Consider the following 25,035-nt stretch of genomic DNA (forward strand, 5'->3'; position numbering starts at 1 on the left):
TCATGGAAGAGGGGGCATGAAGCTCGTTGCCTACATCCGCGTATCCGGGGCTGGACAGGCCTCGGACGGCTTCGGCCTGGACGTACAGGAGAAGGCCGTCAAGGCGTGGGCCAAGACCCACGGTCACCGCATCGTTCACGTATCACGCGATGAGGGCGTGTCTGGTGCGACCGAAGCGCTTGACCGTCAGGGCCTGTCGGAAGCTCTGCTACTCATCAGGGAGGGCGAGGCAGAGGGGTTGCTGATACCTCGGCTCGACCGGTTGGCCCGTGCGCTCACGGTGCAGGAAGCCACGCTTGCCGTGGTCTGGCGTGACGGGGGGAAGGTCTTCACCGCCGATGGTGGGGAGGTCCACCAGGACGACCCTGACGACCCGATGCGCACGGCCATGCGACAGGTCATCGGCGTGTTCGCCGAACTCGATCGGCGCATGGTGGTCAAGCGTCTCCGGGACGGGCGCGCGGCCAAGGCAGCATCCGGACGGAAGGCTGTCGGGGCGTACGCCTACGGCTTCCACGGGGACGGAGAGGGGCGAGAGCGCGACGCGGCACCCAACCCCACGGAGCAGGCCGCACAGGCCCGCATACTCGAACTGAGGGCGGAGGGGATGAGCTACCGGGCCATCGGCGAGCAGCTCGACACTGAAGGCCTACCCCCGCGCAGAGCCGCGAAGTGGAGCGCCATGACGGTTCGCTCCGTCTGCCAGAAGGCCGGGAGCTCCTGACACAGGCGCTCAGCCACAGGGTCAGGCCACCAGGGCACGAACAAGCATCGTGCCCACGGTCCTGCCCTCTGGCGGATCGATCAGAGACACGCACACGTCGGAGAAGCCGTGCCCCGCCAGGATGCGCCACCACTCATCCGGGGTGCGGTCGTGCCGCAGTCCGGCTTTGGCAGGCTTGGGCCCCTGGCTTCCTGAGGGCAAATGCGAGAAGGCCAGGATGCCGCCCGGAGCCATACGCGAGCGGATCAGCGGGAGCAAGGTGTCCGGATCGACGAACCACACGGCACCAAAGATCGAGAGCACGACATCGAACGTCTCGTCCGTCTCGCTCAGAAACGCCGTCGCCTCCGCCGTACGGAACGCGATGCCCGGCAGATCGCCCCAGCGCTCCCGTGCGACCGTCTCGCGGGCGGGGGCGATGTCCACCCCTTGACCTGTCGCGCCAAGCCTCACGAGGTGCGCGAGGTTGCCACCGCTCCCCGAGCCGAGTTCCAGCACCCGGCGTCCGGCCACGGGGCCCAGAACGCTCTCGTTCGGGCCGTGATCGGCGTACTGAGTCCAGTTCAGCCAGGTCGTATCGCCCGTGGCGTTCATGGTCCGGCGTGGCTTGCTCGCGACCGCGTACCTGTCCCAGGACTCAGCCAATGACATGCGGTGATCCTTTCCGGCAAGAGGGGCCCGCCCCCAACGTACGGAGGCAGGCCCCAACTCACCTGCTGCTCACTACTACTTGGGCGAGTCGTGACACCCGGCGTGGCACTGGTTGCAGTCGGCCGCGTCCTCCATACCCCACAGGTCGGGGGCGATCTCGAACCCGGCCGCCTTGATGGCCTTGATCGTCTGCTCCAGGACGAGCGGGCCGCCAGTCTTGGGATCATGCCCATCCCGCGTCACCTCGTCGTCGGTGACGCACAGGACACCTGCCGCCGCCCCCGGAAGCTCCGGGACGTGGTGGATGTACCGGCCGAAGTGCCGACTGGTGAAGTGGTGGTACGGGATCGAGTCGAGCATGAACGAGTGCCATGCCTCATCCACCTGCTCAGACGGACCCATGAGAAGGTCCGGGTTCTCGCCGCACGTGACCAGGTAGGCGATGGCCTGTCCGAACTTGGCCTCTGCCAGTTCTCGCGTGTTCTCCGGGCTGCGGAGGAGGAGGGCTACCTCCCGCTCCCACACCCGAACTGGCCGCCGCCTTCGCCCACATCCGCCCCGGCACCCGCCTCGTCTCCATCTGCATCGGCGGCTACGTCCTGGCCGCGGCCGGTTATCTCGACGGCCGCCCGGCCACCACGCACTGGATGCACGCCGAGCACTTCCAGGAGCTCTTCCCCAAGGTCAAGGTCGACGCCGATGTGCTCTTCATCGACGACGGGGACGTCCTCACCTCAGCCGGTGTCGCGGCCGGGATCGACCTGTGCCTCCATCTCGTACGCCGCGACCACGGCGCCGCCGTCGCCAACGAGGTGGCCCGCCGCACCGTCGTACCGCCGCACCGCGACGGCGGCCAGGCGCAGTACATCCAGCGCCCGGAGCCGGACGCGCAGGCGGTCACCACGACCGCCGCCCGCGCCTGGGCCCTGGGCCGCCTCCACGAGCCGATCCAACTGCGCGACATGGCCGAGCAGGAGTCCATGTCGGTACGCACCTTCACGCGGCGCTTCCGCGAGGAGGTCGGCGTCAGCCCCGGGCAATGGCTCACCCAGCAGCGCGTCGAACGGGCCCGGCACCTGCTGGAGTCCAGCGACCTGTCGATCGACCAGGTGGCGCGGGACGCCGGCTTCGGAACGGCCCAGTCGATGCGGCAGCACCTACAGGCGGCGCTCGGTGTCACTCCCACTGCATATCGGCGCACGTTCCGCTCCGGGGCGGGCGTCGGCGGGGCTTTTGACAACTCCCTTGTCCCGTCCGGAGGCTGAGCGCTCACCGGCGCTCGCCACGTCGGCCGCCCGGCGGCTCTCCCCCAGTGCGCCCACGGCGGTGAGCAGCAGGGTGAGTCCGACACCCGCCAGGATCGCGGTCGAGGGCGCCGCGAAGTGGAGCAGGGCGCCCGCGAGGGAGCCGGTCGCGGCGTAACCGGCGCCCACGGCCGCGTACATCACCGAGTAGCCCGCGGCCAGCGCGCTCGGCGGGAGGATCTCGCGCAGCGCCAGGTTGCGGGTGAGCATGGCTCCGGCCTGCAGCACGCCCGCGAGGACGAGCGCCGCCGCGATCCAGGCGAGGCTCGGTATCAGCGCGACCACCGCCACGCACCCGGACATCGCGCAGAGCAGCAGCACGCTCCGGGTGAGCAGTTGGCCCGGCCAGTCGCGCAGCCCGTACAGGAACGCCGCCCACGGGATTTCCCGGCCTGTGGACAACTGTCCCCGCGGGATGCGGCCGCGGTCGGCGTGGGGGCGACTACCGGCACTGCCAGGGTGCCACTCTCTGTGGGACGGGTGTCCGCCCCAGCGCAATGATGCCAACAGCCGGCACGGGTGCCGCCCCAGCGGCACGATTGCCCGCAGCCGGGACGGCTGGGCTGCCGCCCCTCGCCGCATCCACGCTCGGAGCCGGCTAGAACGTCAGCACCGCCCTCGCCACCCTCCCCTCGTGCGCGTCCTGGGCCGCCTTGTCGAAGTCCTCCACCGGGTAGGTGGCCGTCACCAGTTCGTCCAGGAGCAGGCGGCCCTCCCGGTACAGGTCCGCGTACAGGGCGATGTCGCGCTGTGGACGCGATGAGCCGTAGCGGCAGCCGAGGATCGACTTGTCCAGGTACATGGAGGAGACGAGGAAGGAGGCCTCGGCCGTCGCCGGGGGAACTCCGAGGAGAACCGCTTGGCCGTGGCGATTCAGCAAGTCGACGGCTTGGCGGATGAGTTCGGTCCGTCCGACGCACTCGAAGGCGTGGTCCGCGCCCAGAGGGAGGATGTCCTTCACGCCCTCCGTCGAGGCCAGGAAGTGCGTCGCGCCGAACTGGCGGGCCACCGACTCCTTCGCCGGGTTGGAGTCGACCGCGACGATCTGCAAGGCTCCCGCGATCCGGGCGCCCTGGATGACATTGAGGCCGATGCCGCCGGTGCCGATGACCAGGACGCTGTCGCCCCGGTCCACACGGGCACGGTTCAGGACGGCGCCGACGCCCGTCAGAACGCCGCAACCGATCAGCGCGGCGGACGTCAGTGGGATGTCCTTCGGGATCCGGACCGCCTGGACCGCCTTGACCAACGTCCGTTCGGCGAAAGCAGAGTTGGACGCGAACTGGTACAGCGGTCGGCCGTCCCGCGCGAACGGCTGCTGCGGCATTCCGATGGCCTTGCGGCACATCGTCGGTCGCCCCCGGTCGCACTCCGCGCAGGCCCCGCAGTTGGCGAGCGTGGACAGCGACACATGGTCGCCGGGCTCGACATGGGTGACGCCCGCCCCCACCGCCTCCACCACACCCGCGCCCTCATGGCCGAGCACCACAGGAACGGGGAACGGTATGGTCCCGTCCACCACAGAGAGGTCGCTGTGACACAGCCCGGCCGCGGAGATCGCGACCCGAACCTCCCCCGACCCCGGATCCCGTATCTCCAGATCGTCCACGACCTGGGTCTGTTTCCCATCGAAGATCACGCCTCGCATCGCGACTCCCTCAGCCCTTCGGCTCCCTAGGCAGGCCGAGCACGCGCTCGGCGATGATCGTGCGCTGAATCTCGTCCGAACCGCCGTAGATCGTGTCGGCCCGGCTGAAGAGGAACAGGTGCTGGAACGCGTCGAGTTCGTACGGTGCCGCCGCCGACCAGTCCGCCGGGCCCACGGCCGCCGCGGCCCCCCGCACCCGCATGGCCAGCTCACCGAGTCTCCGGTGCCAGCCACCCCACAGCAGCTTCGCCACGCTGGGCGCCCCGGCGTCTCCAGGGCCGCTGGAACTCCCCAGCGTGCGCAGGGCGTTCCAGCGCATCGTGCGCAGCTCTGCCCACTGCCGTACGAGCCGGTCGCGTACGACGGGATCGGCGGCCGCGCCGGTCGCGGCGGCCGTCTCGACCACGCGCCCCAATTCCTCGGCGAAGCCGATCTGTTGGGCCAGCGTCGACACACCTCGCTCGAAGCCGAGGAGGCTCATCGCGACGCGCCAGCCATTGCCTTCGCCGCCGATCACGTGCTCCGCACGGGCCAACGCGCCGTCGAAGAAGACCTCGTTGAACTCGCTCGTGCCGGTCAGCTGGCGGATCGGGCGGACCTCGACGCCGCCCGGCTGGTCCATCGGGACGAGGAGGAAGGACAGGCCGTGGTGGCGGGTGGAGTCGGGTTGCGTCCGGGCGAGCACGAAGCACCAGTCCGCCTCGTGGGCGAGGGATGTCCAGATCTTCTGGCCGGTGACCCGGTAGGAGTCGCGGTCGCGTACGGCAGCGGTGCGCACGCCCGCCAGGTCCGAGCCCGCTCCCGGCTCGCTGTAGCCCTGGCACCAGAGTTCCTCGCCCTGGGCGACGGGGGGCAGGAAGCGGGCTTTCTGTTCCTGCGTTCCGTGGGCGATGAGGGTCGGCGCCAGGAGGTTCTCGCCGATGTGGCCCGAGCGGGCGGGTGCCTTCGCCCGGGCGTACTCCTCGGCCCAGACGACCTGTTGGGTCAGGCTGCCCCGCCGGTTGCCGTACCCGTCCTCGTCCCAGCCGAGGCCGATCCAGCCGCCCCGGCCGAGCTCCCGTTCCCAGTCCCGACGGGCGGGGGCACCGGTGCGGTGCGCCTCCAGCCAGGCGCGCGCCTCGCACCGGAACGCCTCGTCCTCGGGGCCGAATCCGAACTCCACGGTTGCCGCCTCCATGTTGGCCGAGTGGACGTCTCTCGCTTGGGCGCCCGGGGTTCGGGCCGAGCCAGGGGTGAGCAGCGCAACCCGGCGCTTACGGGGTGCCGCGCTCTGTGGGACGGACGCCGCCCCCCAGCGGCACGCATGCCCGCGACGAGGACGACTGAGACAGCCCCCCACCGCGCACACGCCCTACGCATTCGGTCGCGCCCCCTCCGACGCCGCCCTCGCCATCGCCTCCACCCGCTCCAGCAGCGGCATCGGATCCACCCCCACGGTCCCCGGCAGGAAGTCCGCGATCTTCTCGGGGGTCCAAGTGCCCTCGGCGTATCCGGCGCGCAGTTCCCGGGGCTGGGCCCACACCGCGATCTTGGGGCCGGCGATGGTGTACACCTGCCCGGTGATCCGTTCCTCCCGCGCGCGGTCCGACAGGAGGTAGACCACCAGCGCGGCCACATCCTCCGGTTCGCCGATCTCCTTCAGCTCCATGGGGACGTTCGCCGACATGCGCGTCCGCGCGACAGGGGCGACCGCGTTCGCCGTGACCCCGTATTTGTGCAGGCCGAGCGCGGCGCTCCGGACGAGGGAGATGATTCCGCCCTTCGCGGCGCTGTAGTTGGCCTGTGAAACCGACCCCTGGTGATTGCCGCTGGTGAAACCGATCAGCGTCCCGGAGCCCTGCTTGCGCATCACCGCGGAGGCGGCGCGGAAGAGCGTGAACGTGCCCTTGAGGTGGGTGGCTACCACCGGGTCCCACTCCTGCTCGGACATGTTGAAGAGCATGCGCTCGCGCAGGATGCCGGCTACGCACACCACTCCGTCGATGCGCCCGTACGACGTCAGCGCCGCGTCGACGACCCGCTGCCCGCCCGCCATCGTCGAGATGTCGTCGGCCACAGCGACCGCGTCGCCGCCCGCCGTCTCGATCTCTTTGACGACGGCCCCGGCGACGGAACTCGTCGGCTCCGCGCCCTCGATGGAGACGCCGTAGTCGTTGACCACGACGCGTGCGCCCTCGGCCGCCGCGGTGAGGGCGACGGCACGGCCGATCCCCCGCCCCGCCCCGGTGACGGCGATGACCTTGCCTGCCAAGAAGTTCCCCACGCCCGGCCCCTTCCCGCAGTTTCTGACGGTCCGTTAGATTCAACTCGGATTCTACGACCCGTCAGACACCTGGAGACAAGCCCCCGGGGAGGACTCATGTCACTGCCGACGCTTCGTCCGGAGTTTCACGAGATCGCCAAGCGCGTGAACAACTGGGGGCGTTGGGGGTCCGACGACGAGATCGGGACCCTGAACCTCATCACCGATGACGTCGTACGGGAGGCCGCCGCCTGCGTCCGCAGCGGCCGCCGCGTCCCCCTCGCCCTCCCCCTTCAACAGGACGGCGTACAGACCGGCATGATCCCGGGTCGCGTCAATCCGCTGCACGCCATGGTGCAGATCAACCAGGAGCTCTTCGGGCCGGGCACCGTCGCCTGCAGCGACGACGCCGTCACCATGGGGCTCCAGGCGGCGACCCACTGGGACGCGCTCACCCATGTCTCCCACTCCGGGAAGCTCTACAACGGCCGTCCGGCCGACACGATCACCCCGCACGGCGGCGCCGAGTTCAGCGGGATCGACAAGCCGCGGCACATCGTCTCGCGCGGCGTGCTGCTCGACGTCGCGCGAGCGCGGGGCACGGACCGGCTGGACGGCGGCCATGCCGTGACGCCCGAAGACCTGGACGCGGCCGAGGAGTTGGCCGGGACACGCGTACGGGCGGGCGACATCGCCCTCGTACGGACCGGGCAGATCCAGGTGTATCTGGCCGGCGACAAACACGGATACGGATATCCGTCACCCGGGCTGTCCGTCCGAACCCCGGAGTGGTTCCACGCGCGCGATGTCGCGGCGGTCGCGAACGACACCCTCACCTTCGAGATCTTTCCGCCCGAGATCGAGGACCTCTGGCTGCCCGTGCACGCGCTCGACCTGGTCGAGATGGGGATGCTGCAGGGCCAGAACTGGAATCTCGAAGAGTTGTCCACAGCCTGTGGAGAAGAGGGGCGCTACACCTTCCTGCTGTCGGCGATGCCCGAACCCTTCGTGGGCGGCACGGGCACACCGGTGGCGCCGGTTGCCCTGCTGTAGAAGCCCTGCGGCACAAGCCCGCTCGAAGGGGAGGGCCGACTGATCAGGCCCACCGGGACAGGGGCCGGCCGGACATGCCCGTGCACGAGAGGGTCGGCTGGCGGCGCGTCACTGCTCGCCCCGAGCACGGCACCGCGCGCCGCCATCCGGCTCCGGCGTACCCGCCCTGCTCCTGTGGCCCTGTAGGAGCCGACGCCGAATCGCGACCCACACTCGCCGAGGGCTCCCGTCACCGAAACCCTCGCCGTCCCCTCGCGGCGAATCGCTGAACACAAGCGTGATCAAACGGACACGTCACGTCAACACCCGTTCGGGGAATTATCAGTTTACGTCCCCTTTGTGACAGCGCGCACAGAAGCACTCCCCGGCGCATTCAGCCACAATCGAGGTTCTGTACACGGGGTTCGTGCATACATGCACGAACCCCGCGTGCCCGGCCGCAGACCCTGCGGCCTAGACCGCCTCGTACGCAAAGTCCTCATACGCCGGATACGCGGCCCCCGCAGAAGCTCCCGGCGCGCAGCGGTCCACCTCGCACCAGATGCGCTTGCCGGCACCCTCGGCGTTCCAGCCCCAGCGGTCCGCGAGGCCGTCGACGAGCTCCAGGCCACGGCCGTTGGTCTCGTCACCCTCGGCGTGGCGGGGGCACGGGGGCCGGGCGCTGGAGTCGGCCACCTCCAGGCGGACGGTGGCAGCCTCGGCCCCGCCCGGCAGGGACAACCGCAGCACGGCCGGACAGCCGGTGTGCACCACGGCGTTGGTGACGAGTTCGGAGACGAGCAGGATCAGCGTCTCGGCGAGCGGTTCATCGGCCCCTATCCCGGACCCGGCGAGCCTGGATCGGGCCCACCTCCGGGCTCGCCCCACCTCCGCGGGGTCGGGCCGGATCTCCAGCTGCACTTGAAGCACCTGCACCGCTCACACCATCCGAACCGGCGGACACATCGCCTCGCGCCTCACAAGGGCCACGATCGTAGCCATTTTCTGCATGGCCAGAACAAGGATCACGGAAAGTGATTCCCTTGCGAGACAGCATGGTTGACGTACAGTCACCCCAACAAGCGCTTCGGGCATATTCCAGCGCGAAGGAGTACGCGTGCGGCATACTGTGCGACGCTCGCCACGGGGAGTCGAACAGGCAGGTGCGGGGGTCCGCCCTGCCGTGCGAGCGGCATGCATCGCCGGGTCCGGCGCGGCCTCAGGGGCAACACCGGGATGGCTCAGCCTCAGAACCACTCGCATCCCACACAAGGTACCGGAGCCCGGCGCCGACTCCAGGCCGTGACAAGTCACGCCTAGGACACAACCCGATATCAACGCTCTGTAATTCCGGTATGCCACGATCCGCGACATTCATGTGAGCCCTTCTCGCGACGTGCCTGCACAGAGCCCCTTCAGCCCGCTCCGGCCAGGAGATCGTCCGCCAACGCATCCTCACTCTCCGTGACGCCACCCGCACGGTGCGTCCGCACCCACGCCCTCTTCAGGTACAGATGGACATCGGACTCCCAGGTGAAGCCCATGCCGCCGTGCACCTGGAGGCAGTCGCGAGCGCCACGCACGGCGGCCTCGTCAGCGAGCAGTCGGGCCGCGGCGACATCCGTCGGGTCGGCGGTCACGGCGGCCGCGTAGACGGCGGCGCGCGCCACCTCCACCCGCACCAGCATCTGCGCGCACAGGTGCTGCACCGCCTGGAAGGCCCCGATCGGCTGCCCGAACTGCTCCCGCGTCCGGGCGTGTTGCACGGCCAGCTCGCAGGTGCGGGCGGCGCCGCCGAGTTGTTCGGCGGCGGTGAGGAGCGAGGTGAGGAGTACCGCGTCGGGGTCGGCCCCCCTGGATACGCCGGCCGCAGGCACCCGGTGCAGCGGTGTCAGCGGATCCACCGACCGCAGCGGCTCGGCGCCGGTCGTGTCCCCTCGTACGACATCGGCCTCGGCCAGCCACTCCACCAGCCACCCGTCGACGGCGGCCACCACGGTCTCGCCCGTGGCCGCCCCGTCCACCGCGCCCGCCGCGAGGTGCGTCGCGATCAGCGGGCCGGGCAGCAGCACCCGTCCCGCCTCCTCGAAGGCCAACACGGCTTCCGGCAGTCCGAGTCCGACCCCGCCGTCCGCCTCCGGCAGCCGCAGCGCGAAGAGCCCCGCCTCCCCGAGCTCGCGCCACAGCACCCGGTCTAGGCCCGGCGGCCCGTCGTCCGCGGCGGCCCGCAGCCGCTCCCGGCCGAAGCGCGCACTCAGCAGCTCCCGCACGCCCGCCTTCAACGCCCGCTGATCATCCGTGAGTTGGAAGTCCACTTCGGAGAGCTCACCGCCCCTTGGGAAGGCCCAGGATCCGCTCGGCCACGATGTTCTGCTGGATCTGCGAGGTACCGGCCGCGATGGTGTACGACAGCGACGAGAGCCGGTCCAGGGTCCACTCCCGCCCGAGGTCGAGCGCCTCGGGGCCGAGGACCTCGGCGGCGGCGTCGTACAGCTCCTGGCGCGTGTGCGAGAACCGCAGCTTGAAGACCGAGCCGCCGACTCCGGGCACTCCCCCGGTCCTCTGCGAGTCGCTGACGTTCCACTGAGTGAGCCGCCACAACGCGCGGAACTCTGCGTTCAGCCGGCCGAGCCGGCGGCGCAGCGCGGGATCGTCCCAGCGGCCGTTCTTGCGAGCCTCGCGGGCGAGTTCGCCCAGCACGCGCCGGCAGGCGACGACCTCGCCGACGAAGGCGGTACCGCGCTCGTACGACAGCGTCACCATGGTCACCCGCCAGCCGTCGTTCTCGGCGCCGACGCGGTTGGCGACCGGGATGCGCACCTCGTCGAGGAAGACCTCGGCGAACTCGGTGGAGCCCGCGAGCGTCCGCAGCGGCCGGACGGTGATCCCGGGCGCGTCCATGGGCATGGCGAGCCAGGAGATGCCGCGGTGCTTGGGGGCGGTGGCGTCGGTGCGGACCAGCAGCTCGCACCAGTCCGCGACCTCCGCGTGGGAAGTCCAGATCTTGGCCCCACTCACTACGTAGTCGTCGCCGTCCCGCCACGCGCGCGTGCGCAGCGCCGCGAGGTCCGAGCCGGCGTCCGGCTCGCTGAAGCCCTGGCACCAGACCTCCTCGCCGCGCAGCACGGGCGGCAGCCATCGCGCCCGCTGTTGGGCACTGCCTTCGGAGGCGATGGTCGGCCCGGCGTGCAGCAGCCCGACGAAATTCGCCCCTACGTAGGGCGCGCCCGCCTTTTCCGTCTCCTCCAGGTAGATGAGGTGCTGCGTCGGGGTGGCGCCCCGGCCGCCCGCGTCGACGGGCCAGTGCAGGCCCGCGTACCCGGCGTCGTACAGCATCCGCTGCCAGCCGAGGTCGTAGGCCCGTCTGCCCGGCCAGTCGTCGGGGGACGGCTTCGGGGGCAGTGACGGGAGCACCTCGGCGAGCCACTCGCGCAGGCGCGCGCGGAACTCCTCCTCCTCCGGGGTGTACGCCAGGTCCACTAGAGGCCCCTGTCCACTAGAGGTCCAGTTCCAGCATCCGGATCGCGTTGCCGCGCATCAGCTTGTGGACGGTCTCGTCGTCGAGGCCCTTCACATGGTCGAGGGCGACCTCCTTGGTGTTCGGGAAGGTCGAGTCCACATGCGGGTAGTCGGTCTCGAAGGTCGCGTTGTCGCGCCCCACCACGTCCAGGGACGCGACGCCGTGCTTGTCGCGGAAGAAGCAGCAGAAGATCTGCCGGTAGTAATACGTCGACGGGGGCTCGGGGATCAGGTCGCGGACTCCGCCCCAGGCGCGGTGCTCCTGCCAGACGTCGTCGGCGCGCTCCAGAGCGTACGGGATCCAGCCCATCTGCCCTTCGGAGTAGGCGAGCTTGAGACGCGGGAACTTCACGAGGACCCCGCTGAACAGGAAGTCCATCATCGAGGCCATCGCGTTGTTGAAGGACAGCGACGCCTGGACGGCGGGGGGCGCGTCCGGGGAGGCGGCGGGCATCTGGCTGCTGCTCCCGATGTGCATGTTCACGACCGTGCCCGTCTCCTGGCAGATCGCGAAGAAGGGGTCCCAGTAGCCGGAGTGGATGGAGGGCAGCCCCAGGTGGGTGGGGATCTCCGAGAAGGTCACGGCCTTCACGCCACGAGCCGCGTTGCGCCGGATCTCGGCGACCGCGAGGTCGATGTCCCACAGCGGGATCAGGCACAGCGGGATCAGCCGGCCGCCGCTGTCGCCGCACCACTCCTCGACCATCCAGTCGTTGTACGCGCGCACGCAGGCCAGGGCCACTTCCTTGTCGTGCGCCTCGGCGAACGTCTGCCCGCAGAAGCGCGGAAAGGTGGGGAAGCAGAGGCTGGCCTCGACATGGTTGAGGTCCATGTCCTTGAGGCGCTCGACGGGGTCCCAGCAGCCGCGTCGCATCTCCGCGCGCGTGATGCCCTCCAGGGTCATCTCGTCGCGGTCGAAGCCGACGGCGGCGATGTTGCGCTTGTACGGGAACTTGAGGTCCTCGTAGATCCACCAGTCGGTCGGCGGTCCCTGCGGATCCATCGTGATCTGGTACTTGCCGCCGACGTAGGCGAGTTCTCCGATGCCGGCGGTGAGGGGCTGCGGCCCGCGCTCGCGGTACTTCTGCGGCAGCCAGGTCTCGAAGAGGTGCGCGGGCTCGATCACATGGTCGTCGACGCTGATGATGCGGGGCAGTTCGGTCATGGTTCCCCTCCGCCTGGCGTACGTTTCTGATGGTCCGTCAGATTCCTCTGCCCAAGCAGGCTAGCCCCGCGCCTATGGACCGACAAGGCGGCGAGCCCTACGCTCTGCCCACGATCTGACTCACCGTCAGCTACAGGGGGTCGAAGTGAACGACACCGCACACGCCCTGAGTTCCGCCCGTACGCTCTGGGAACTGGTCGCACGCCGCGCCGACCTCACCCCCGATCGACCCGTCCTCCTCCAGGACGACCGCTCCCTGAGCTTCGGCGAACTGCGGGACCGTGCCGAACGGGTCGCGGCGGGCCTGCACGAGATGGGCGTACGCCCCGGCACCGTGGTCGCCTGGCAGCTGCCCACCCGGATCGAGACCGCGCTGCTGTCCTTCGCGCTGGCCCGTCTCGGCGCCGTGCAGTCCCCGGTGATCCCCTTCTACCGCGACCGCGAGGTCGGCTTCGCGCTGCGGGAGTCCAAGGCGGAGTACTTCGCCGTACCGGGCGAGTGGCGCGGCTTCGACCACACGGCGATGGCGCGGCGGCTCGGCGCGAAGGGTGCCTTCGAGGCATACGACACGCTGCCGGACGGCGACCCCGCCGTGCTCCCCGCTCCCCCCGCCGACGGCACCTGCGTCCGCTGGATCTACTGGACCTCGGGCACCACCTCCGACCCCAAGGGCGTGCTGCACACGGACCGTTCACTGATCGCGGGCGGCTCGTGCCTGGCGCACGCGCTGCGCCTGACGGCCGACGACGTGGGCTCGATGGCCTTCCCGTACGCGCACATCGCCGGGCCCGACTACACGGTGATGCTGCTGCTGTACGGCTTCCCGGCGGTGATGTTCGAGCACTTCGCGCTGCCCGCCGCCCTGGAGGGCTATCGCAAGCACGGCGTGACGGTGGCGGGCGGCTCGACGGCCTTCTACTCGATGTTCCTCACCGAACAGCGCAAGCAGCCGGGAGAGCCCGTCATTCCGACTCTTCGGCTCCTGGCGGGCGGTGGGGCGCCGAAGCCGCCGGAGGTCTACCACTGCGTCGTACGGGAGATGGGCGTGCAGTTCACCCACGGATACGGGATGACCGAGGTCCCGATGATCACGATGGGGTCGCCGGACGACACGGTCGAGAACCTGGCGACGACGGAGGGCAGGCCCCCCGAGGGCATGAGGATACGGATCGTGGACGGGGACGGGGCGTCACGGCCGTACGGCGTCGACGGCGATGTTCGGCTGCGCGGGGAGGCCGTCTGCCAGGGATACCTGGATCCGGCACAGACGGCGGAGGCCTTCGACGCGGACGGGTTCCTGATCACCGGGGACGTCGGGCATCTGACGGAGAGCGGGCACCTCGTCCTCACCGGCCGACTGAAGGACATCATCATCCGCAAGGGCGAGAACATCTCGGCCAAGGAGATCGAAGACCTGCTGCACCGGCACCCGGACGTCGGGGACGTGGCCGTGATCGGGCTGCCCGACGCAGAGCGCGGGGAGCGGGTCTGCGCGGTGGTCGAACAGCCCCCGGGAGCCGATGAGTTGACCCTCGTGGCGATCACGTCGTATCTGCGCGCGGAAGGGCTGTCCGTGCACAAGCTGCCGGAGCAGCTGGAGGTGGTGGGCGCCCTTCCGCGGAACGAGACCCTGCGCAAGGTGCTCAAGTACCGGCTCAGGGAGCGTTATTCGCAGTGACTCACTCCGGCATCGTGAAGTAAGTGATTCACTCCGGCACCGTGAAGTAGCGGGCGAACGCGCTCACGATCTCCGCCTCGCCGATGCGGCCGTCGGAGTCCGTGTCGAGGGCGCCGGCCGCGACGGCGGCGATGTCGTCGCGCACACCGAGGGCCCGCAGGACGCGCTCGGTCTCCTCGGCCGTGGCCGCGCCGTCCCCGTCGGTGTCCGCGACGGCCAGGGCGGCGTGCAGAAAGGGTCGGGCGATCTCGGCGAACCGCTCGGGGTTGTCGCGCAGCCGCTTCACCGCGCCGCTCACGAACTCCTCGCGGGTGATCCGCTGGTCGCCGTCCCGGTCCGCTATCCCGGCCATGCCCTGCCAGAACGCCTCGGCGCCGACATACAGGGCCTGCCCCTTGTCCGACCGTGCCGTCGTACCGAACTCGGCGAGGACCGCCTTGGTCGCGGCGTTGAAGTCCTCCCGGTCGATGTAGCCATTGCCGTCCTGGTCGAAGCCGGCGAACCGGGCGGCAATCCTGCGCTCGTACTCGGTGCTGACCATGGTGTGTTCGGACCGCCTTACATCTCCGCCGGTCTCTCCGCCGGACTTGGGGGTTCATCTGGCACGGAGCGTATGACGCCACGGCCGTCGCGGGAGCGGGAAAACGACGGTTGTACCAAGACTGCGGGAATTCTGGGACAACTGTGTGGCGATGTGTCGCGGAGCGTGCCGGAGGGGTCACGCCGACAGGGGGCTCGGCTCGTCGGCGACGGCCGTGGGAACGTCCGGGTACACGTCGAAGAGGCGCCGGACGCCGAGGGCCGCGAGGACGCGATTGACGTGGGAGCCGTCGATCGCGCCCTGGGCGGGCAGGATCAGGCGCAGCGTGCCCTGGCAGGAGCGGATGAGGCGGCGGGTGGCGATGAGCACGCCGACGCCGCTCGAATCGCAGAAAAGGACCTCGGAGAGGTCGAGCACGAGACTGCGGCGGCCGTCGGCCACCGCGTCGTGCACCCGCTGGCGCAGCACCGGGGACGTGACGAGATCCAGCTCGCCCGACACCCGCACCACGGCCCACTCGCCCTCTTCGCCGTCGGTCACCTTGAGCGTCACCGCCATGCCTCTCGCTCGCCTCGCCCACCGGAAACGGAAGCAGTCCCTACGCTTCCCTCCAGCGCGGCTGCCCCGCCGTCGTTCCATGAAACACCGGTCCGCGAACGAAGAAACGTCGGTCCACGGTCGAAATTGTGTAGCGAGCGAACTGTTTCGGACGCGTACGGTCTGATTCGATCGAATTCGATGGGGAAGACAATGAGCTTCTACCATCCACGGCCTGTCCGGGGGCGCGCATTGACGTAAAGGGGCGTGCGCTGTCAGACGTGCCGACTACATTCGAGACAGCAGTACACACAGGCTGGACAGCAGCACAGAGGCCGGACAGCACACAGGCCGAGCACAGGGACAGGCGCCGGGCACGACCAGGGGTGAGGGGGCCGCATGGCGAAGAAGGACGCACCGCCCCGCTGGGACCGCAAGATGCAGCAGCGGCTCGCACGCGGGGAGGCGGCCGCGCTCGGCGAGTTCTACGACCGGTTCGCTTCGCTCGTGCACGGCCTCGCCCACCGCGTGCTCGGAGACGAAAGGGCAGCCGACGGCATCACCCGCGAGGTGTTCGCCCACGTCTGGGAGAACCCCGACGCGTACGACCCCAAGCAGGGCCCGATGCGTTCCTGGGTCGCCACGCTGACCCAGCGCCTCGCCGTCCAGCGGCTGCGCGCGAACGAGACCGCCGCGCTCGCCAGGGGCGGCCACGGCACCACCGAGGAGCTGGAGCGGAAGGTGCGCAGTGCGTCCGTCGCCGCCCGCGCGGACTACATCGTCACGTCCATGCCCGCCCCACTGCGCGCCGCCCTGGAGCTCGCCTACTTCCAGCGCCGTGACTACCGCCAGGCCGCCGCCGACCTCGGCGTCACCGAGGACGAGGCCCGCCGACGGCTCCGCCTCGGCCTCCAGCTCCTGTCCACCGCCCAGGACACCGGCCCCACCGGCGCACCGCCCGAATACGGGGGTGTGCGGTGAACGGAGGAGCGGACCGGTTCGAGGCCTTCGACGTGCGCGACGAACGCGACGGGCATGAGGACCCGGGGCATGAGGGGTACGAGGAGGGCGGATACGAGGAGGGCGGATACGAGGAGGGCGCTGCGTACGAGGGCCAGGCGGACGCCGCGAGTAGTGGCGTAGAACCGGAGAGGGGCTCGGCCGATGGGGGCGACGGGTCACCTCAGGGACCGCAGGGACCCCGCGGACCGGAGGGGCCCGGCGGGTCCGCCCACGGCAATGGTGGGGAGCCGGAGCAGCCCCCGCGCATACCGCTGCCGCGTTCCTCCGTCGAGGACACCGGGCGACCGCTGCCCGAGCCGGCCGCCGCTCCCGAGCAGGCGCTACTCGTCCTCGAACACCGTGTGCTGAAGTCACTGCTCGGCGCCTGGGCGCTGGCCGCCTGCTCGGCGGAGGAGACCGCGGCCGTCGAGGAGCACCTCGGGGACTGCGGCTCCTGCGCGGACGAGGCGCTGCGGCTGCGCGGGGCGGTCGAGCTGCTGCACCCGCCCGAGAGCCTCGACCTCGACCCGACGCTGCGCACCCGCGTCCTGGAGGGCTGCCTCGACCGGCGCCCGCCGAAGATTCCGGTGCCCGAGTGGGCGGCTCCGTACGACGCGGAGACCGCGCGGCTCGACGCGCTGCTGCAGGACATCGGCGGTGCCGAGTGGCATGCGCCCGTGCGGCTGCGCTGGTTCGACGGCGCGAGGCCCAAGAGCCGTCGTACGACGGTCGCGGGAGTCATCGCGCATCTGCTCAGCGTCGACGGTCTCGTCGCCGTCGCGCTGGGCCTGGAGGATCCGCTCGGCCCGACCGGCCCGGCCTCCGAGGACCCGACCCCCGCGGGACGCACCGAGGCATTCTGGCGCGGCTCGCACTTCCCACCCACCCGGTCCGTGCGCGGACCCTGGCGGGAGCAGAGCCACAACCTGGTGCGCACGGTGTCGTTCGCGGGCGGCGGTTCCGGGCGCCTGACCGTGCCGTACGGCGGCTTCGAACTGCCGCTGCGGGACTCGATGCTGGACCGGGCTTTCGAATGCTGGGTGCACGCGGGAGACATCGCCGACGCGGTGGACTATCCGTACGAGCCGCCGGCGCCGCGGCATCTCCACCGGATGATCGACCTCGCGGCGCGGATGCTGCCGACGTCGCTGGCCGCCCGCCGCCGGGCGGGGCTCTCCGCCGCGCCGGGGCGGCACCTTGTGGCGGCGGGAGCGCCGGGGCGCAGCCTGCGGCTCGAGATCGAGGGATCCGGGGGCGGGGACTGGCTGATCCCGCTCGACTCACCCGGCGCGGTGGGCTCCACCGAGCGCGAGGTGGCTCACGTCGCGCTGGACGGGGTGGAGTTCTGCCGGCTGGCGGCGGGGCATGTGTCGCCCGAGGAGGCGGCCGCCGGGCAGGACGGGGACCGGGAGGCGATCAGGGAGGTTTTGTTGGCGGCGGCGTCACTGAGCCGGATGTAGGGGGCCGTCGGGTGGTTTTCGCCCCCTCCGCCCCTACCCGTCCCGTCCCTGGGGGCTGCGCCCCCAGACCCCCCTAAAAGATCGCGCAGTTCCCCGCGCACCCAAGAAGGGGCCGGGGGGCGACCATCGCTACGCGAACACCACCGTGCGGCGTCCGTTCAGCAGGATGCGGCGCTCCGCGTGCCACTTCACCGCCCGCGCCAGGGCCTGGCACTCCACATCGCGCCCGATGGCGACCAGCTGATCGGGAGTCACATCGTGGCCGACCCGCTCGACCTCCTGCTCGATGATCGGCCCCTCGTCGAGGTCGGCCGTCACATAGTGCGCGGTGGCACCGATGAGCTTCACTCCCCGGGCGTGCGCCTGGTGATAGGGCTTTGCGCCCTTGAAGCTCGGCAGGAAGGAGTGGTGGATATTGATGATCCGCCCGCTGAGCTGCTTGCACAGGTCGTCGGACAGCACCTGCATATAGCGGGCGAGGACGACGAGTTCGACGTTCTCCCCGCGAACCAGCTCCAACAGCTTCGCCTCGGCCTCCGCCTTCGTCTCCTTCGTCACCGGAATGTGGTGGAAGGGAATGTCGTACGAAGCCACGAGCTCGGCGAAATCCGTGTGGTTGGAGACCACGGCGGCGATCTCGACCGGCAGCGCGCCGATCCGCGCACGGAAGAGCAGGTCGTTCAGACAGTGGCCGAACTTGCTGACCAGGAGGACGATCCGCATCTTGTCCTCGACCCTGTTGATCTGCCAGTCCATGTGGAAGGAGTCACCGATCGCCGCGAAGCTCGCGCGCAGCTTCTCCACGGTCACCGGCGCCTCCGCCGAGAAGTGGACCCGCATGAAGAACAGTCCCGTGTCGTGGTCGCCGAACTGCTGACTGTCCTCGATGTTGCAGCCGGTCATGAACAGGTAGCTCGACACGGCGTGCACGATGCCCGGCTTGTCCGGGCACGAGATGGTCAGGACGTACTGCTCGGCGGCGGGTGCGGCCCCGCGGACGGACTGCTCGTTCATGCAGGACAGGGTCCCACACGGGCCGCCCAGGAGGGACGGGTGTCCCGCCACGCGGACGCCCTCCGGGATCGCCCGAGAACCGCTACGCCGACCGCGTCAGGATCCGCAGCACTTCGAGCGTCCGCGGCGGGGTGTCGGGCTCCTCCCCGTCGCTCGCCGCCAGACGTACATGTGCGTCGCGGGCGGCGCGGACTGCCTCCGGCCAGGCGTGGTGGTCCAGGTACGCGGAGACGGGTGCGTCGGGCCCGACCTGGTGCATGATCCGCAGGACGCGCAGCACGGCGGTGTCGACGAGGGCCGCCTCCTGGGAGTCCCGGAAGATCGTGCCGACGTATTTCTCTGCGGACCAGTTGTCCAGCCAGGTGTCCTCGACCAGGCGGTACACGGCGTCGGTGACGTCCCCGTACCCATCGACACCGGCGAGCCAGACGTCACGTTGGAAGGCGGGGTCGGAGAGCATGTGCAGCGCGGAGCGCACATTGCTGCGCCAGCGCCACCACGGCATGTCGTTCAGTGGCATGCCGCCCATGGTGGACGAGCGACGGCCGCGACGGGAAGAGTTCTCCGAACCTTGCACGGTCACCGATCGTACGTTCCCTGTGAAAAACAGTTCATCGGCCCCCGTAATTCACCTCTGCGTCACCTGCCGTTGACCGCGGGTCACTCCCGGGTTCGCGATGTGGCGGAATCGTGTGGCTCCATGACCGGCAGGCGACGCACACGCACCAGCTCACCCGTCCTCCCCCGGCCCGTCAAGGCCACGTTGCTGTCCGCGGGCGCGCTGGCAGCGTGTGCGTCGATCGCCGTCGGATGCGGGGTCGTCCCTGGTGCCACGGGGGGCTCCGGGGACGACCCCGTCACCGTCATGACCTGGGCGCCCGAGAAGACGGCCGCGACCAACAAGCCCGGCATGCCCGCGATGGCGAAGGCGTACGCCCGCTGGGTCAACTCCCACGGCGGCATCAACGGCCACAAGCTCAAGGTCCTCACCTGCAACGACCACAACGACTTCGTGGACGCCGCGAAGTGCGCCCAGCGCGCGGTCGACGAGAACGTCGTCGCGGTCGTCGGCTCCTACAGCCAGCACGGCAGGACCTTCCTCGCCCCGCTGGAAAGCGCCGGCATCCCCTACATCGGCGGCTACGGCGTCACCGACGACGAGTTCACCAGCCCGCTTTCCTACCCCATCAACGGGGGCGAGCCCGCGCTGCTGGCCGGCCTCGGCGAACAGCTCGGCAAGAACTGCGGCCCGGTCGCGCTCATCCGCCCCGACACCACGGCGGGCGACGAGCTCCCCGGGCTGCTCAACTCCGGCCTGAAGTCGGAGGGCCATACGTCCGCCGCGGACCAGCGGGCCGCCGACGACGCCACCGAATACTCGCGGGAGACCCAGCAGGCGCTCACGCGCGCGACCAGCGACCCGCTCAAGCGGGGTTGTGTGGTGCCCTCGCTCGGCGACCGCACCGGCACCTTCATGGACTCCTTCCGGCGCGACCGCGAGGACTACCCGCAGGTGCGCACGGGCACCGTGCTGGGCAGCGTCGACCAGTCGCTGATCGACGCCACCGGCGGCAAGTCGAGCCCGTACGAGGGCTCCTACGTCACCGGCTGGTACCCGAACTCGAACGACCCGCACTGGGACGCGATGCGCAAGGTGATCAAGGAGCAGGCCTTCGGCGACAACCGGATCGACCCCGCCGACGCCGGAGTGCAGACCACCTGGATCGCGTACACCGTGCTGAAGGCGGCCATCGAGTCGCTCGGCAACGCAGAGATGTCCGCGCACGCGATCCGACGCGCCCTCGACGACGGCCTCAAGGTGACCACGGGCGGACTCACTCCGACGCTCAGCTGGCGCTTCGAGGACATGATGGCGGCCGTCGACTTCCCGCGCCTCGTCAACGCCGACGTGACCTTCCAGGTCGTACGCCAGGGTCAGCTGGTGTCGGCACGGCGTGGGTTCGTCAATGTGTCGAAGACTCTGGAGAACGCGGACTGAGGACCGCCGGGCTCCTCGGGGTTTCCCGGGGAACCCGCCAACGGCTCAGAGCTGGGTCCGCGACCGCTGCGTCAGTCCGTACTTGGACGCGATGGAGTTCCACAGCCTGGCGGCCTTCTCCTTCTCCGCGGACGCCGTGCCGCTGGCCCGGTTGCCGGCCTGGGTCTGCCCGGTGGTGCGGGCGTGGCCCTTCCTGCAGCCCTTCTTGCCGGCGACCTGGTCGGCCCAGGCCGCGTAGTGGTTGTCGGCCGACGCGGAGGCCTTCCAGCCGTTGGTGAGCGCGATGGTCAGCTCGGCATGGCTGGGAAGCTTGTCGACGGAGAGGGCGGCGAGCCGGGTGACCAGTTCGCCGCGCTGCTTGGCCGCGTCGCGCAGATCACTGGCCGCCTGGGCCAGGTTGTCGCACGTCTTCACGTCCGCCACAGCCTTGATCACCGAGTCGCGGCTGCTGCTGCTGTCCGCCAGGAGCTTGTCCAGCTCGACGGCCTGTGCCTTGACCGGGTCCGCGGCCGGCGAGGCCGAGTCCCCCGTGGCGGGGGCCGTGGCCGACACGGTCTTGCTGCCGTCACCCTTGCTGTCGGAGTCACCGCCGCCGCTGAGCAGCGCACCGGCGCCGATGCCGAGCACGGCGATGCCGATGCCCACGGCCGCGATCAGCGGGACGCGCGAGCCGCTGCGGCCACCGCGTCCGCCGCCACCGTCGCCGTCGGATACACCGCCACGCCGTGCGGCGGCCCGGCCTCCCGGCGCGCCGGGGGCGTGCGCCCCGTACGGAGCCTGAGCACCGTACGCGGCTTGCGCGCCGCCGTGCGGGTCCTGCGCCGACGGGTCGAAGCGCGGCATCTGCTGCGTCGACGCGGGCCCCTCCGGCTCGCTGCGGAACAGGCTGTCGAACTCCGCCGGGGGCTGCCGGTCCTCCGGCGCGCCCGGGCGTATCCCGTACGGCGCCCCGGCCGGCTGCGCGGGCACGGGGGCGATGAACTGCGTGGCCTCGGCGTCCGGGTGTGCGGCAGCCGGCAGCGACCCGGCTCCGGGGCCGCCCTGCGGCGCCTGCCCGAGGAACTGCGTCGCGTCGGCCGACACCTCGGGCGGCAGTGCCCCCGGGCCTACCGGCGGGATGTACTGGGTGGCGCCCTCGTCCGCCGCGGCGGGGACGGGCCGTATGAACTGCGTCGCCCCCTCGCCCCCACCCGGGGCGGGCGGAATGTGCGGAATGTACTGGGTCGCGCCGTCATCGGCGGCAGGCGACAGCGGTGCCGACTGCGCGGCCGGCGGCAGGGAGGGCGAGGCCCCCGGGGTGCCGTACGCGTCCCCCGCCTGCGGAAGACCGTTCCCGGGGGTGCCGTACGCGTCCCCCGCCCGCGGAAGACCGTTCCCGGGGTGCGAGGACTGCGCAGCTTGCTGACCCTGCCGGCCCTGCGCCGCGTACCCGCCGTATCCGGCGCCCGCCTGCGCGCCCTGCGCCTCCGGCGTGAAACCGCCCTGCGCGCCGTACGACGGTGTCTGCGCACCCTCGGGCGGCAGCGGACCGGCGCCGGGCGCCGGCTGCGGCGCGAAGCTCTGCTGCTGATAGCCGTCCGTGCCCGGCTGCTGCTGCGCCGCCCAGCCCTGGGAGGCGTCGGGGGTGCCCCAGTCCGGGGCGGGGGCGGTGGGCCGAGGCGGCTCGGCGGCATCCCACGTCTGGGTTCCGTTCACCGGCGCTCCCCAGCCCTGCCCGGGCTGCGGGGCGGGGGCGGACTGCTCGGGGCCCCACGGCTGCCCCCAGGCCTGGCCGCCCGCCGGGGTCGTGCGGTCGCCCGTCGTACCCGGCAGCAGCGGCTCGCCGCCGTCGGAGGGCAGCACGATGCCTTCGCGCGCGGGCCGCGCCGAGGGCTCATCGCCCTGTCCACTCTGCGTCACCGGGACTCCTACTAATGGGGGACCTTCGGAATCGTCGGCTCACGCTACCGGGTCCCGACAACCCGGTGCCACGCAGCACAGGACGTGACCTCCGCTCCCTGTGACCGGCGTAACAAAACTGCCCCCGGTGCGCTGCACATACCTCCTCCCGCACCCGGCACCCCTGTTTCCCCGGCGTTCATGCCCGCGCGGGTCGTATGTTCACGCCCGCGCGCGCTTCCCTTCTTCCACGTCCTCTCACACCCGTACGCTCAGGCGGCCGCCTGCAGCTCCATGCGCGCCCCGAACTCCCGCACCACCGGCTCGTCCCGGTACGGCTCCAGCCGCTGCTGGAAGTCGTCGAGGTATTCAGCGCCCCGGTTGGAGCGGAGGGTGCCCAGCAGCTCCACCGCACGCAGACCCGTGTGGCAGGCCTGTTCCACCTCGCGCTGCTGGACCTGCGCCGTGGCGAGCAGCACGAAACCGATCGCCCGGCGGCGGGCCCGTGACTCGGGGTGCCCGGCGAGGGACTCCTCCGCGCACCGCGCGGCGGCCTCCGCCTGGCCCAGGTCACGGTGGCAGTGCGCCAACTCGTCGGCCAGATAGGCCTCGTCGAAGTGCGCGATCCACGTCGGGTCGTCCCCGGAGGCCGGGTCGGCCGCCTCGAGAGCGGTGACGGCGCGCCCGGACGCCACCTGGGCGGCGCGCGCGTCACCCATCAGCGCGTGCCCGCGCGCCTCCGCGGCGTGGAACATCGACTCCGCGCGTGGCGTCACCCGCCCGCGCGCTCCCTCCTGCGCCGCGCGCGCCAACTGCGCGATCTCGCGCGGGTTGCCGAGCTGGGCCGCCAGGTGGCTCATCGACGCGGCCAGCACGTATCCGCCGTACCCGCGGTCCCCGGCCGCCTGCGCGAGCCGAAGCGCCTGGATGTAGTACCGCTGGGCGAGTCCCGGCTGGCCGGTGTCGATGGCCATATAGCCGGCGAGTTCCGTCAACCGCGAGACCGCGGCGAACAGTTCACGCCCGACCGCCTCCCGGTAGGAACCCGCGAGCAGCCCGGAGACCACGCTGTTGAGGTAGTGCACGACGACCGGGCGTACATGCCCGCTGCCGTACTGGTGGTCCAGATCGACCAGCGCCTGGGTCATCGCGCAGACCGCCGCCACGTCCGAGAGCCCGACGCGCGGGCCCGCCGAGCGTGCCACCTGCGAGTCCGGCGCGGAGATCAGCCAGTCGCGGCTCGGCTCGACGAGCGCGGAGGCGGCGACGGACGAGCCGGAGAGGAAGTCCCTGCGTCCGACGTCGCTGCGCCACAGCTCGCAGACCTGCTCGATGGCCCCCAGTACGGTCGGCGAGAACTGGAGACCGACGCCGGACGCGAGGTTCTTGCCGTTGGCCATGCCGATCTCGTCGATCGTGACCGTACGGCCCAGCTTGCGGCCGAGCGCCTCGGCGATGATCGCCGGAGCCCGTCCGCGTGGCTGCTGTCCACGCAGCCAGCGCGCCACGGACGTCTTGTCGTAACGCAGATCGAGACCGTGCTCCGCGCCGCACATGTTGACCCGGCGGGCCAGCCCGGCGTTCGAGCAGCCCGCTTCCTGAATGAGCGCCTGCAACCGTTCGTTCGGCTGCCTGGCGACGAGAGGCCTTGCGGCCATGGCGTACCCCCTGTGGCTGCGGTGCCTGCCCACGCACCGAGTTGACGTGTCTTCACCGGCCGACCGCACCGAAAGAAGTCGGCCACGAAGATCAATGCCCCGCCGACATACCGAAGATGCGAGACATGTGAGGATTGCCGGGGTAAAGGCGGCTGCCCGACCCCTCCCCTGGTTACCCACACCCCGCTGCCGTTGCCCCTGCGCGCCCCCACACGTGCATCCATGCGCCCCACATGCGGAATCGATGCTCCTCCCCCGCGCGCGTGTCCCCCGTAACCCGAGGGTGACCCGAGAGTTGAGTTCAGCGTGGAAGAGACCATCGCAGGCACAAAGACCGCACAGATCCCCAAGCAGCGCGGCGAATCGCTGCAGGAAGCCGCCGTGCGCTATGCCGAGGAGCGCCACTGGGACGTGTTCCCGGGCACCTGGCTGGAAGCCGCCGACGGGGTGCAGCACTGCTCCTGCGGCGAGCCCGTGTGCGCCGCGCCCGGCGCACATCCGGCGCGCGAGGACTGGGCGACACAGACGACGGGCAGTGTGACCGTCGTACGCCGGATGTGGTCGAAGCAGCCGGCGGCGTCGATTCTGCTGCCCACCGGACGGACGTTCGATGCGATCGAGGTCCCCGAGACGGCCGGCTGTCTCGCGCTCGCCCGGATGCGGCGCATGGAGCTGACCCTCGGCCCCGTCTCCTGCACTCCGGACCGGCGCATGCACTTCTTCGTGCTCCCCGGTGCCGCCGCGAAGGTCCCCGACCTGGTCCGCAACCTGGGGTGGCCGCCCTCCTCCCTCGACCTCGTCACCCTCGGGGAGGGGGCGTACGTCGCTGCCCCGCCGACCCGGTTCGGCTCGCGCGGCGCGGTGCAGTGGGCCTGCCGGCCGACACCTGCGAATCGGTGGCTTCCGGATGCGGAGGAGTTGATCTCGCCGCTTGCTTACGCGTGCGGGCGGGACCGGTAACGCTGGATCGGCGTCGTCGTCTC

At 70.8% G+C, this 25,035-nt stretch carries 23 protein-coding genes and 1 pseudogene; 8 read left to right on the plus strand and 16 right to left on the minus strand.

Annotation, left to right across the window (positions count from 1 at the left end; all coding sequences use genetic code 11):
• The first annotated feature begins 16 nt into the window (after positions 1–16).
• Positions 17–724, plus strand: coding sequence for a recombinase family protein (locus tag OG390_RS22825; protein ID WP_406170602.1), 708 nt, complete (start codon positions 17–19; stop codon positions 722–724).
• A 21-nt stretch (positions 725–745) separates the two neighbouring features.
• On the opposite strand, the gene OG390_RS22830 is transcribed toward OG390_RS22825, so the two are convergent.
• Both OG390_RS22830 and OG390_RS22835 read right to left on the minus strand, forming a co-directional pair.
• Positions 746–1,375 carry a class I SAM-dependent methyltransferase gene (locus tag OG390_RS22830; protein ID WP_406170604.1) on the minus strand — a complete coding sequence of 210 codons (630 nt, stop codon included), beginning with the start codon at positions 1,373–1,375 and terminating at the stop codon, positions 746–748.
• A 75-nt stretch (positions 1,376–1,450) separates the two neighbouring features.
• Positions 1,451–1,900: a glycine-rich domain-containing protein gene (locus tag OG390_RS22835; RefSeq protein WP_406170606.1), complete on the minus strand. Its 450-nt coding sequence runs from the start codon at positions 1,898–1,900 to the stop codon at positions 1,451–1,453.
• On the opposite strand from OG390_RS22835, the pseudogene OG390_RS22840 reads away from it, so the two are divergent.
• Positions 1,897–2,640 (plus strand): annotated as a pseudogene (locus OG390_RS22840) (GlxA family transcriptional regulator); the annotation flags it as partial. The gene OG390_RS22835 and the pseudogene OG390_RS22840 overlap by 4 nt on opposite strands.
• On the opposite strand, the gene OG390_RS22845 reads toward OG390_RS22840, so the two are convergent.
• From OG390_RS22845 to OG390_RS22860, 4 genes are all read right to left on the minus strand, one after another.
• A complete protein-coding gene (locus OG390_RS22845; protein WP_406170607.1) occupies positions 2,533–3,081 on the minus strand; it encodes a hypothetical protein in 549 nt (182 codons plus the stop codon). The pseudogene OG390_RS22840 and the gene OG390_RS22845 sit on opposite strands and share 108 nt — an antisense overlap.
• 196 nt (positions 3,082–3,277) lie before the next feature.
• Entirely contained in the window at positions 3,278–4,327 is a 1,050-nt protein-coding gene (locus OG390_RS22850) for a Zn-dependent alcohol dehydrogenase (RefSeq protein ID WP_406170609.1), read from the minus strand.
• 10 nt (positions 4,328–4,337) lie between these two features.
• Complete coding sequence (locus OG390_RS22855) at positions 4,338–5,489, minus strand: acyl-CoA dehydrogenase family protein (RefSeq protein ID WP_406177808.1); 1,152 nt, start codon at positions 5,487–5,489, stop codon at positions 4,338–4,340.
• A gap of 189 nt (positions 5,490–5,678) precedes the next feature.
• A complete protein-coding gene (locus tag OG390_RS22860) occupies positions 5,679–6,590 on the minus strand; it encodes an SDR family oxidoreductase (RefSeq protein ID WP_406170610.1) in 912 nt (303 codons plus the stop codon).
• A 96-nt stretch (positions 6,591–6,686) separates the two neighbouring features.
• Between OG390_RS22860 and OG390_RS22865 the strand changes: the two genes are divergently transcribed.
• Complete coding sequence (locus OG390_RS22865) at positions 6,687–7,622, plus strand: cyclase family protein (protein WP_406170612.1); 936 nt, start codon at positions 6,687–6,689, stop codon at positions 7,620–7,622.
• A gap of 453 nt (positions 7,623–8,075) precedes the next feature.
• Here OG390_RS22865 and OG390_RS22870 read toward each other — a convergent pair whose 3' ends face one another.
• The 4 genes from OG390_RS22870 to OG390_RS22885 all read right to left on the minus strand — a co-directional run bounded on the left by OG390_RS22870 (position 8,076) and on the right by OG390_RS22885 (position 12,285).
• Positions 8,076–8,537, minus strand: coding sequence for an ATP-binding protein (locus tag OG390_RS22870; RefSeq protein WP_406170614.1), 462 nt, complete (start codon positions 8,535–8,537; stop codon positions 8,076–8,078).
• Between the two features lie 479 nt (positions 8,538–9,016).
• Positions 9,017–9,916 (minus strand): acyl-CoA dehydrogenase family protein, encoded by a 900-nt coding sequence (locus OG390_RS22875; protein ID WP_406170616.1) that lies wholly within the window; start codon positions 9,914–9,916, stop codon positions 9,017–9,019.
• A 10-nt stretch (positions 9,917–9,926) separates the two neighbouring features.
• Positions 9,927–11,081 (minus strand): acyl-CoA dehydrogenase family protein, encoded by a 1,155-nt coding sequence (locus OG390_RS22880; RefSeq protein ID WP_406170618.1) that lies wholly within the window; start codon positions 11,079–11,081, stop codon positions 9,927–9,929.
• 16 nt (positions 11,082–11,097) lie between these two features.
• Complete coding sequence (locus OG390_RS22885; RefSeq protein ID WP_399087884.1) at positions 11,098–12,285, minus strand: amidohydrolase family protein; 1,188 nt, start codon at positions 12,283–12,285, stop codon at positions 11,098–11,100.
• A 145-nt stretch (positions 12,286–12,430) separates the two neighbouring features.
• Here OG390_RS22885 and OG390_RS22890 point away from each other — a divergent pair, with 145 nt between their 5' ends.
• Positions 12,431–13,963, plus strand: coding sequence for a class I adenylate-forming enzyme family protein (locus OG390_RS22890; protein WP_406170620.1), 1,533 nt, complete (start codon positions 12,431–12,433; stop codon positions 13,961–13,963).
• A 28-nt stretch (positions 13,964–13,991) separates the two neighbouring features.
• On the opposite strand, the gene OG390_RS22895 is transcribed toward OG390_RS22890, so the two are convergent.
• Both OG390_RS22895 and OG390_RS22900 read right to left on the minus strand, forming a co-directional pair.
• The gene (locus OG390_RS22895; protein ID WP_406170622.1) at positions 13,992–14,504 is read right to left on the minus strand and encodes an EF-hand domain-containing protein; all 513 of its coding nucleotides are present in this window, start codon (positions 14,502–14,504) and stop codon (positions 13,992–13,994) included.
• 177 nt (positions 14,505–14,681) lie between these two features.
• On the minus strand, positions 14,682–15,062 hold the full coding sequence (locus OG390_RS22900; protein ID WP_406170624.1) for an STAS domain-containing protein: 381 nt from the start codon (positions 15,060–15,062) through the stop codon (positions 14,682–14,684).
• 378 nt (positions 15,063–15,440) lie between these two features.
• On the opposite strand from OG390_RS22900, the gene OG390_RS22905 reads away from it, so the two are divergent.
• Entirely contained in the window at positions 15,441–16,022 is a 582-nt protein-coding gene (locus OG390_RS22905) for a sigma-70 family RNA polymerase sigma factor (protein ID WP_406170625.1), read from the plus strand.
• Positions 16,019–17,503, plus strand: coding sequence for a maleylpyruvate isomerase N-terminal domain-containing protein (locus tag OG390_RS22910; protein WP_406170627.1), 1,485 nt, complete (start codon positions 16,019–16,021; stop codon positions 17,501–17,503). Before OG390_RS22905 ends, OG390_RS22910 begins: the two co-directional genes overlap by 4 nt.
• 129 nt (positions 17,504–17,632) lie before the next feature.
• Here the strand turns inward: OG390_RS22910 and purU are convergent, their stop codons facing one another.
• Both purU and OG390_RS22920 read right to left on the minus strand, forming a co-directional pair.
• Entirely contained in the window at positions 17,633–18,517 is an 885-nt protein-coding gene (purU, locus tag OG390_RS22915) for a formyltetrahydrofolate deformylase (RefSeq protein ID WP_406170628.1), read from the minus strand.
• 82 nt (positions 18,518–18,599) lie between these two features.
• A complete protein-coding gene (locus OG390_RS22920) occupies positions 18,600–19,100 on the minus strand; it encodes an SCO4402 family protein (protein WP_399087870.1) in 501 nt (166 codons plus the stop codon).
• Between the two features lie 117 nt (positions 19,101–19,217).
• On the opposite strand from OG390_RS22920, the gene OG390_RS22925 reads away from it, so the two are divergent.
• A complete protein-coding gene (locus OG390_RS22925) occupies positions 19,218–20,516 on the plus strand; it encodes an ABC transporter substrate-binding protein (protein WP_406170629.1) in 1,299 nt (432 codons plus the stop codon).
• A 45-nt stretch (positions 20,517–20,561) separates the two neighbouring features.
• On the opposite strand, the gene OG390_RS22930 is transcribed toward OG390_RS22925, so the two are convergent.
• The gene (locus tag OG390_RS22930; RefSeq protein ID WP_406170631.1) at positions 20,562–22,415 is read right to left on the minus strand and encodes a hypothetical protein; all 1,854 of its coding nucleotides are present in this window, start codon (positions 22,413–22,415) and stop codon (positions 20,562–20,564) included.
• Between the two features lie 251 nt (positions 22,416–22,666).
• On the minus strand, positions 22,667–24,052 hold the full coding sequence (locus tag OG390_RS22935; RefSeq protein WP_399087864.1) for a transcriptional regulator: 1,386 nt from the start codon (positions 24,050–24,052) through the stop codon (positions 22,667–22,669).
• A 306-nt stretch (positions 24,053–24,358) separates the two neighbouring features.
• On the opposite strand from OG390_RS22935, the gene OG390_RS22940 reads away from it, so the two are divergent.
• A complete protein-coding gene (locus tag OG390_RS22940; protein ID WP_406170633.1) occupies positions 24,359–25,012 on the plus strand; it encodes a bifunctional DNA primase/polymerase in 654 nt (217 codons plus the stop codon).
• Positions 25,013–25,035 lie beyond the last annotated feature (23 nt).

Origin of the sequence: Streptomyces sp. NBC_00996 (assembly GCF_045162675.1) — a bacterium.
In the GTDB taxonomy this organism is placed as follows: Bacteria; Actinomycetota; Actinomycetes; order Streptomycetales; family Streptomycetaceae; genus Streptomyces.

Coding starts and splice junctions, on each gene's coding strand:
- OG390_RS22825 (WP_406170602.1), top strand. CDS start 17: ATGAAGCTCGTTGCCTACATCCGCGTATCCGGGGCTGGACAGGCCTCG.
- OG390_RS22830 (WP_406170604.1), bottom strand. CDS start 1,375: ATGTCATTGGCTGAGTCCTGGGACAGGTACGCGGTCGCGAGCAAGCCA.
- OG390_RS22850 (WP_406170609.1), bottom strand. CDS start 4,327: ATGCGAGGCGTGATCTTCGATGGGAAACAGACCCAGGTCGTGGACGAT.
- OG390_RS22865 (WP_406170612.1), top strand. CDS start 6,687: ATGTCACTGCCGACGCTTCGTCCGGAGTTTCACGAGATCGCCAAGCGC.
- OG390_RS22885 (WP_399087884.1), bottom strand. CDS start 12,285: ATGACCGAACTGCCCCGCATCATCAGCGTCGACGACCATGTGATCGAG.
- OG390_RS22895 (WP_406170622.1), bottom strand. CDS start 14,504: ATGGTCAGCACCGAGTACGAGCGCAGGATTGCCGCCCGGTTCGCCGGC.
- OG390_RS22900 (WP_406170624.1), bottom strand. CDS start 15,062: ATGGCGGTGACGCTCAAGGTGACCGACGGCGAAGAGGGCGAGTGGGCC.
- OG390_RS22905 (WP_406170625.1), top strand. CDS start 15,441: ATGGCGAAGAAGGACGCACCGCCCCGCTGGGACCGCAAGATGCAGCAG.
- purU (WP_406170628.1), bottom strand. CDS start 18,517: ATGAACGAGCAGTCCGTCCGCGGGGCCGCACCCGCCGCCGAGCAGTAC.
- OG390_RS22925 (WP_406170629.1), top strand. CDS start 19,218: ATGACCGGCAGGCGACGCACACGCACCAGCTCACCCGTCCTCCCCCGG.
- OG390_RS22935 (WP_399087864.1), bottom strand. CDS start 24,052: ATGGCCGCAAGGCCTCTCGTCGCCAGGCAGCCGAACGAACGGTTGCAG.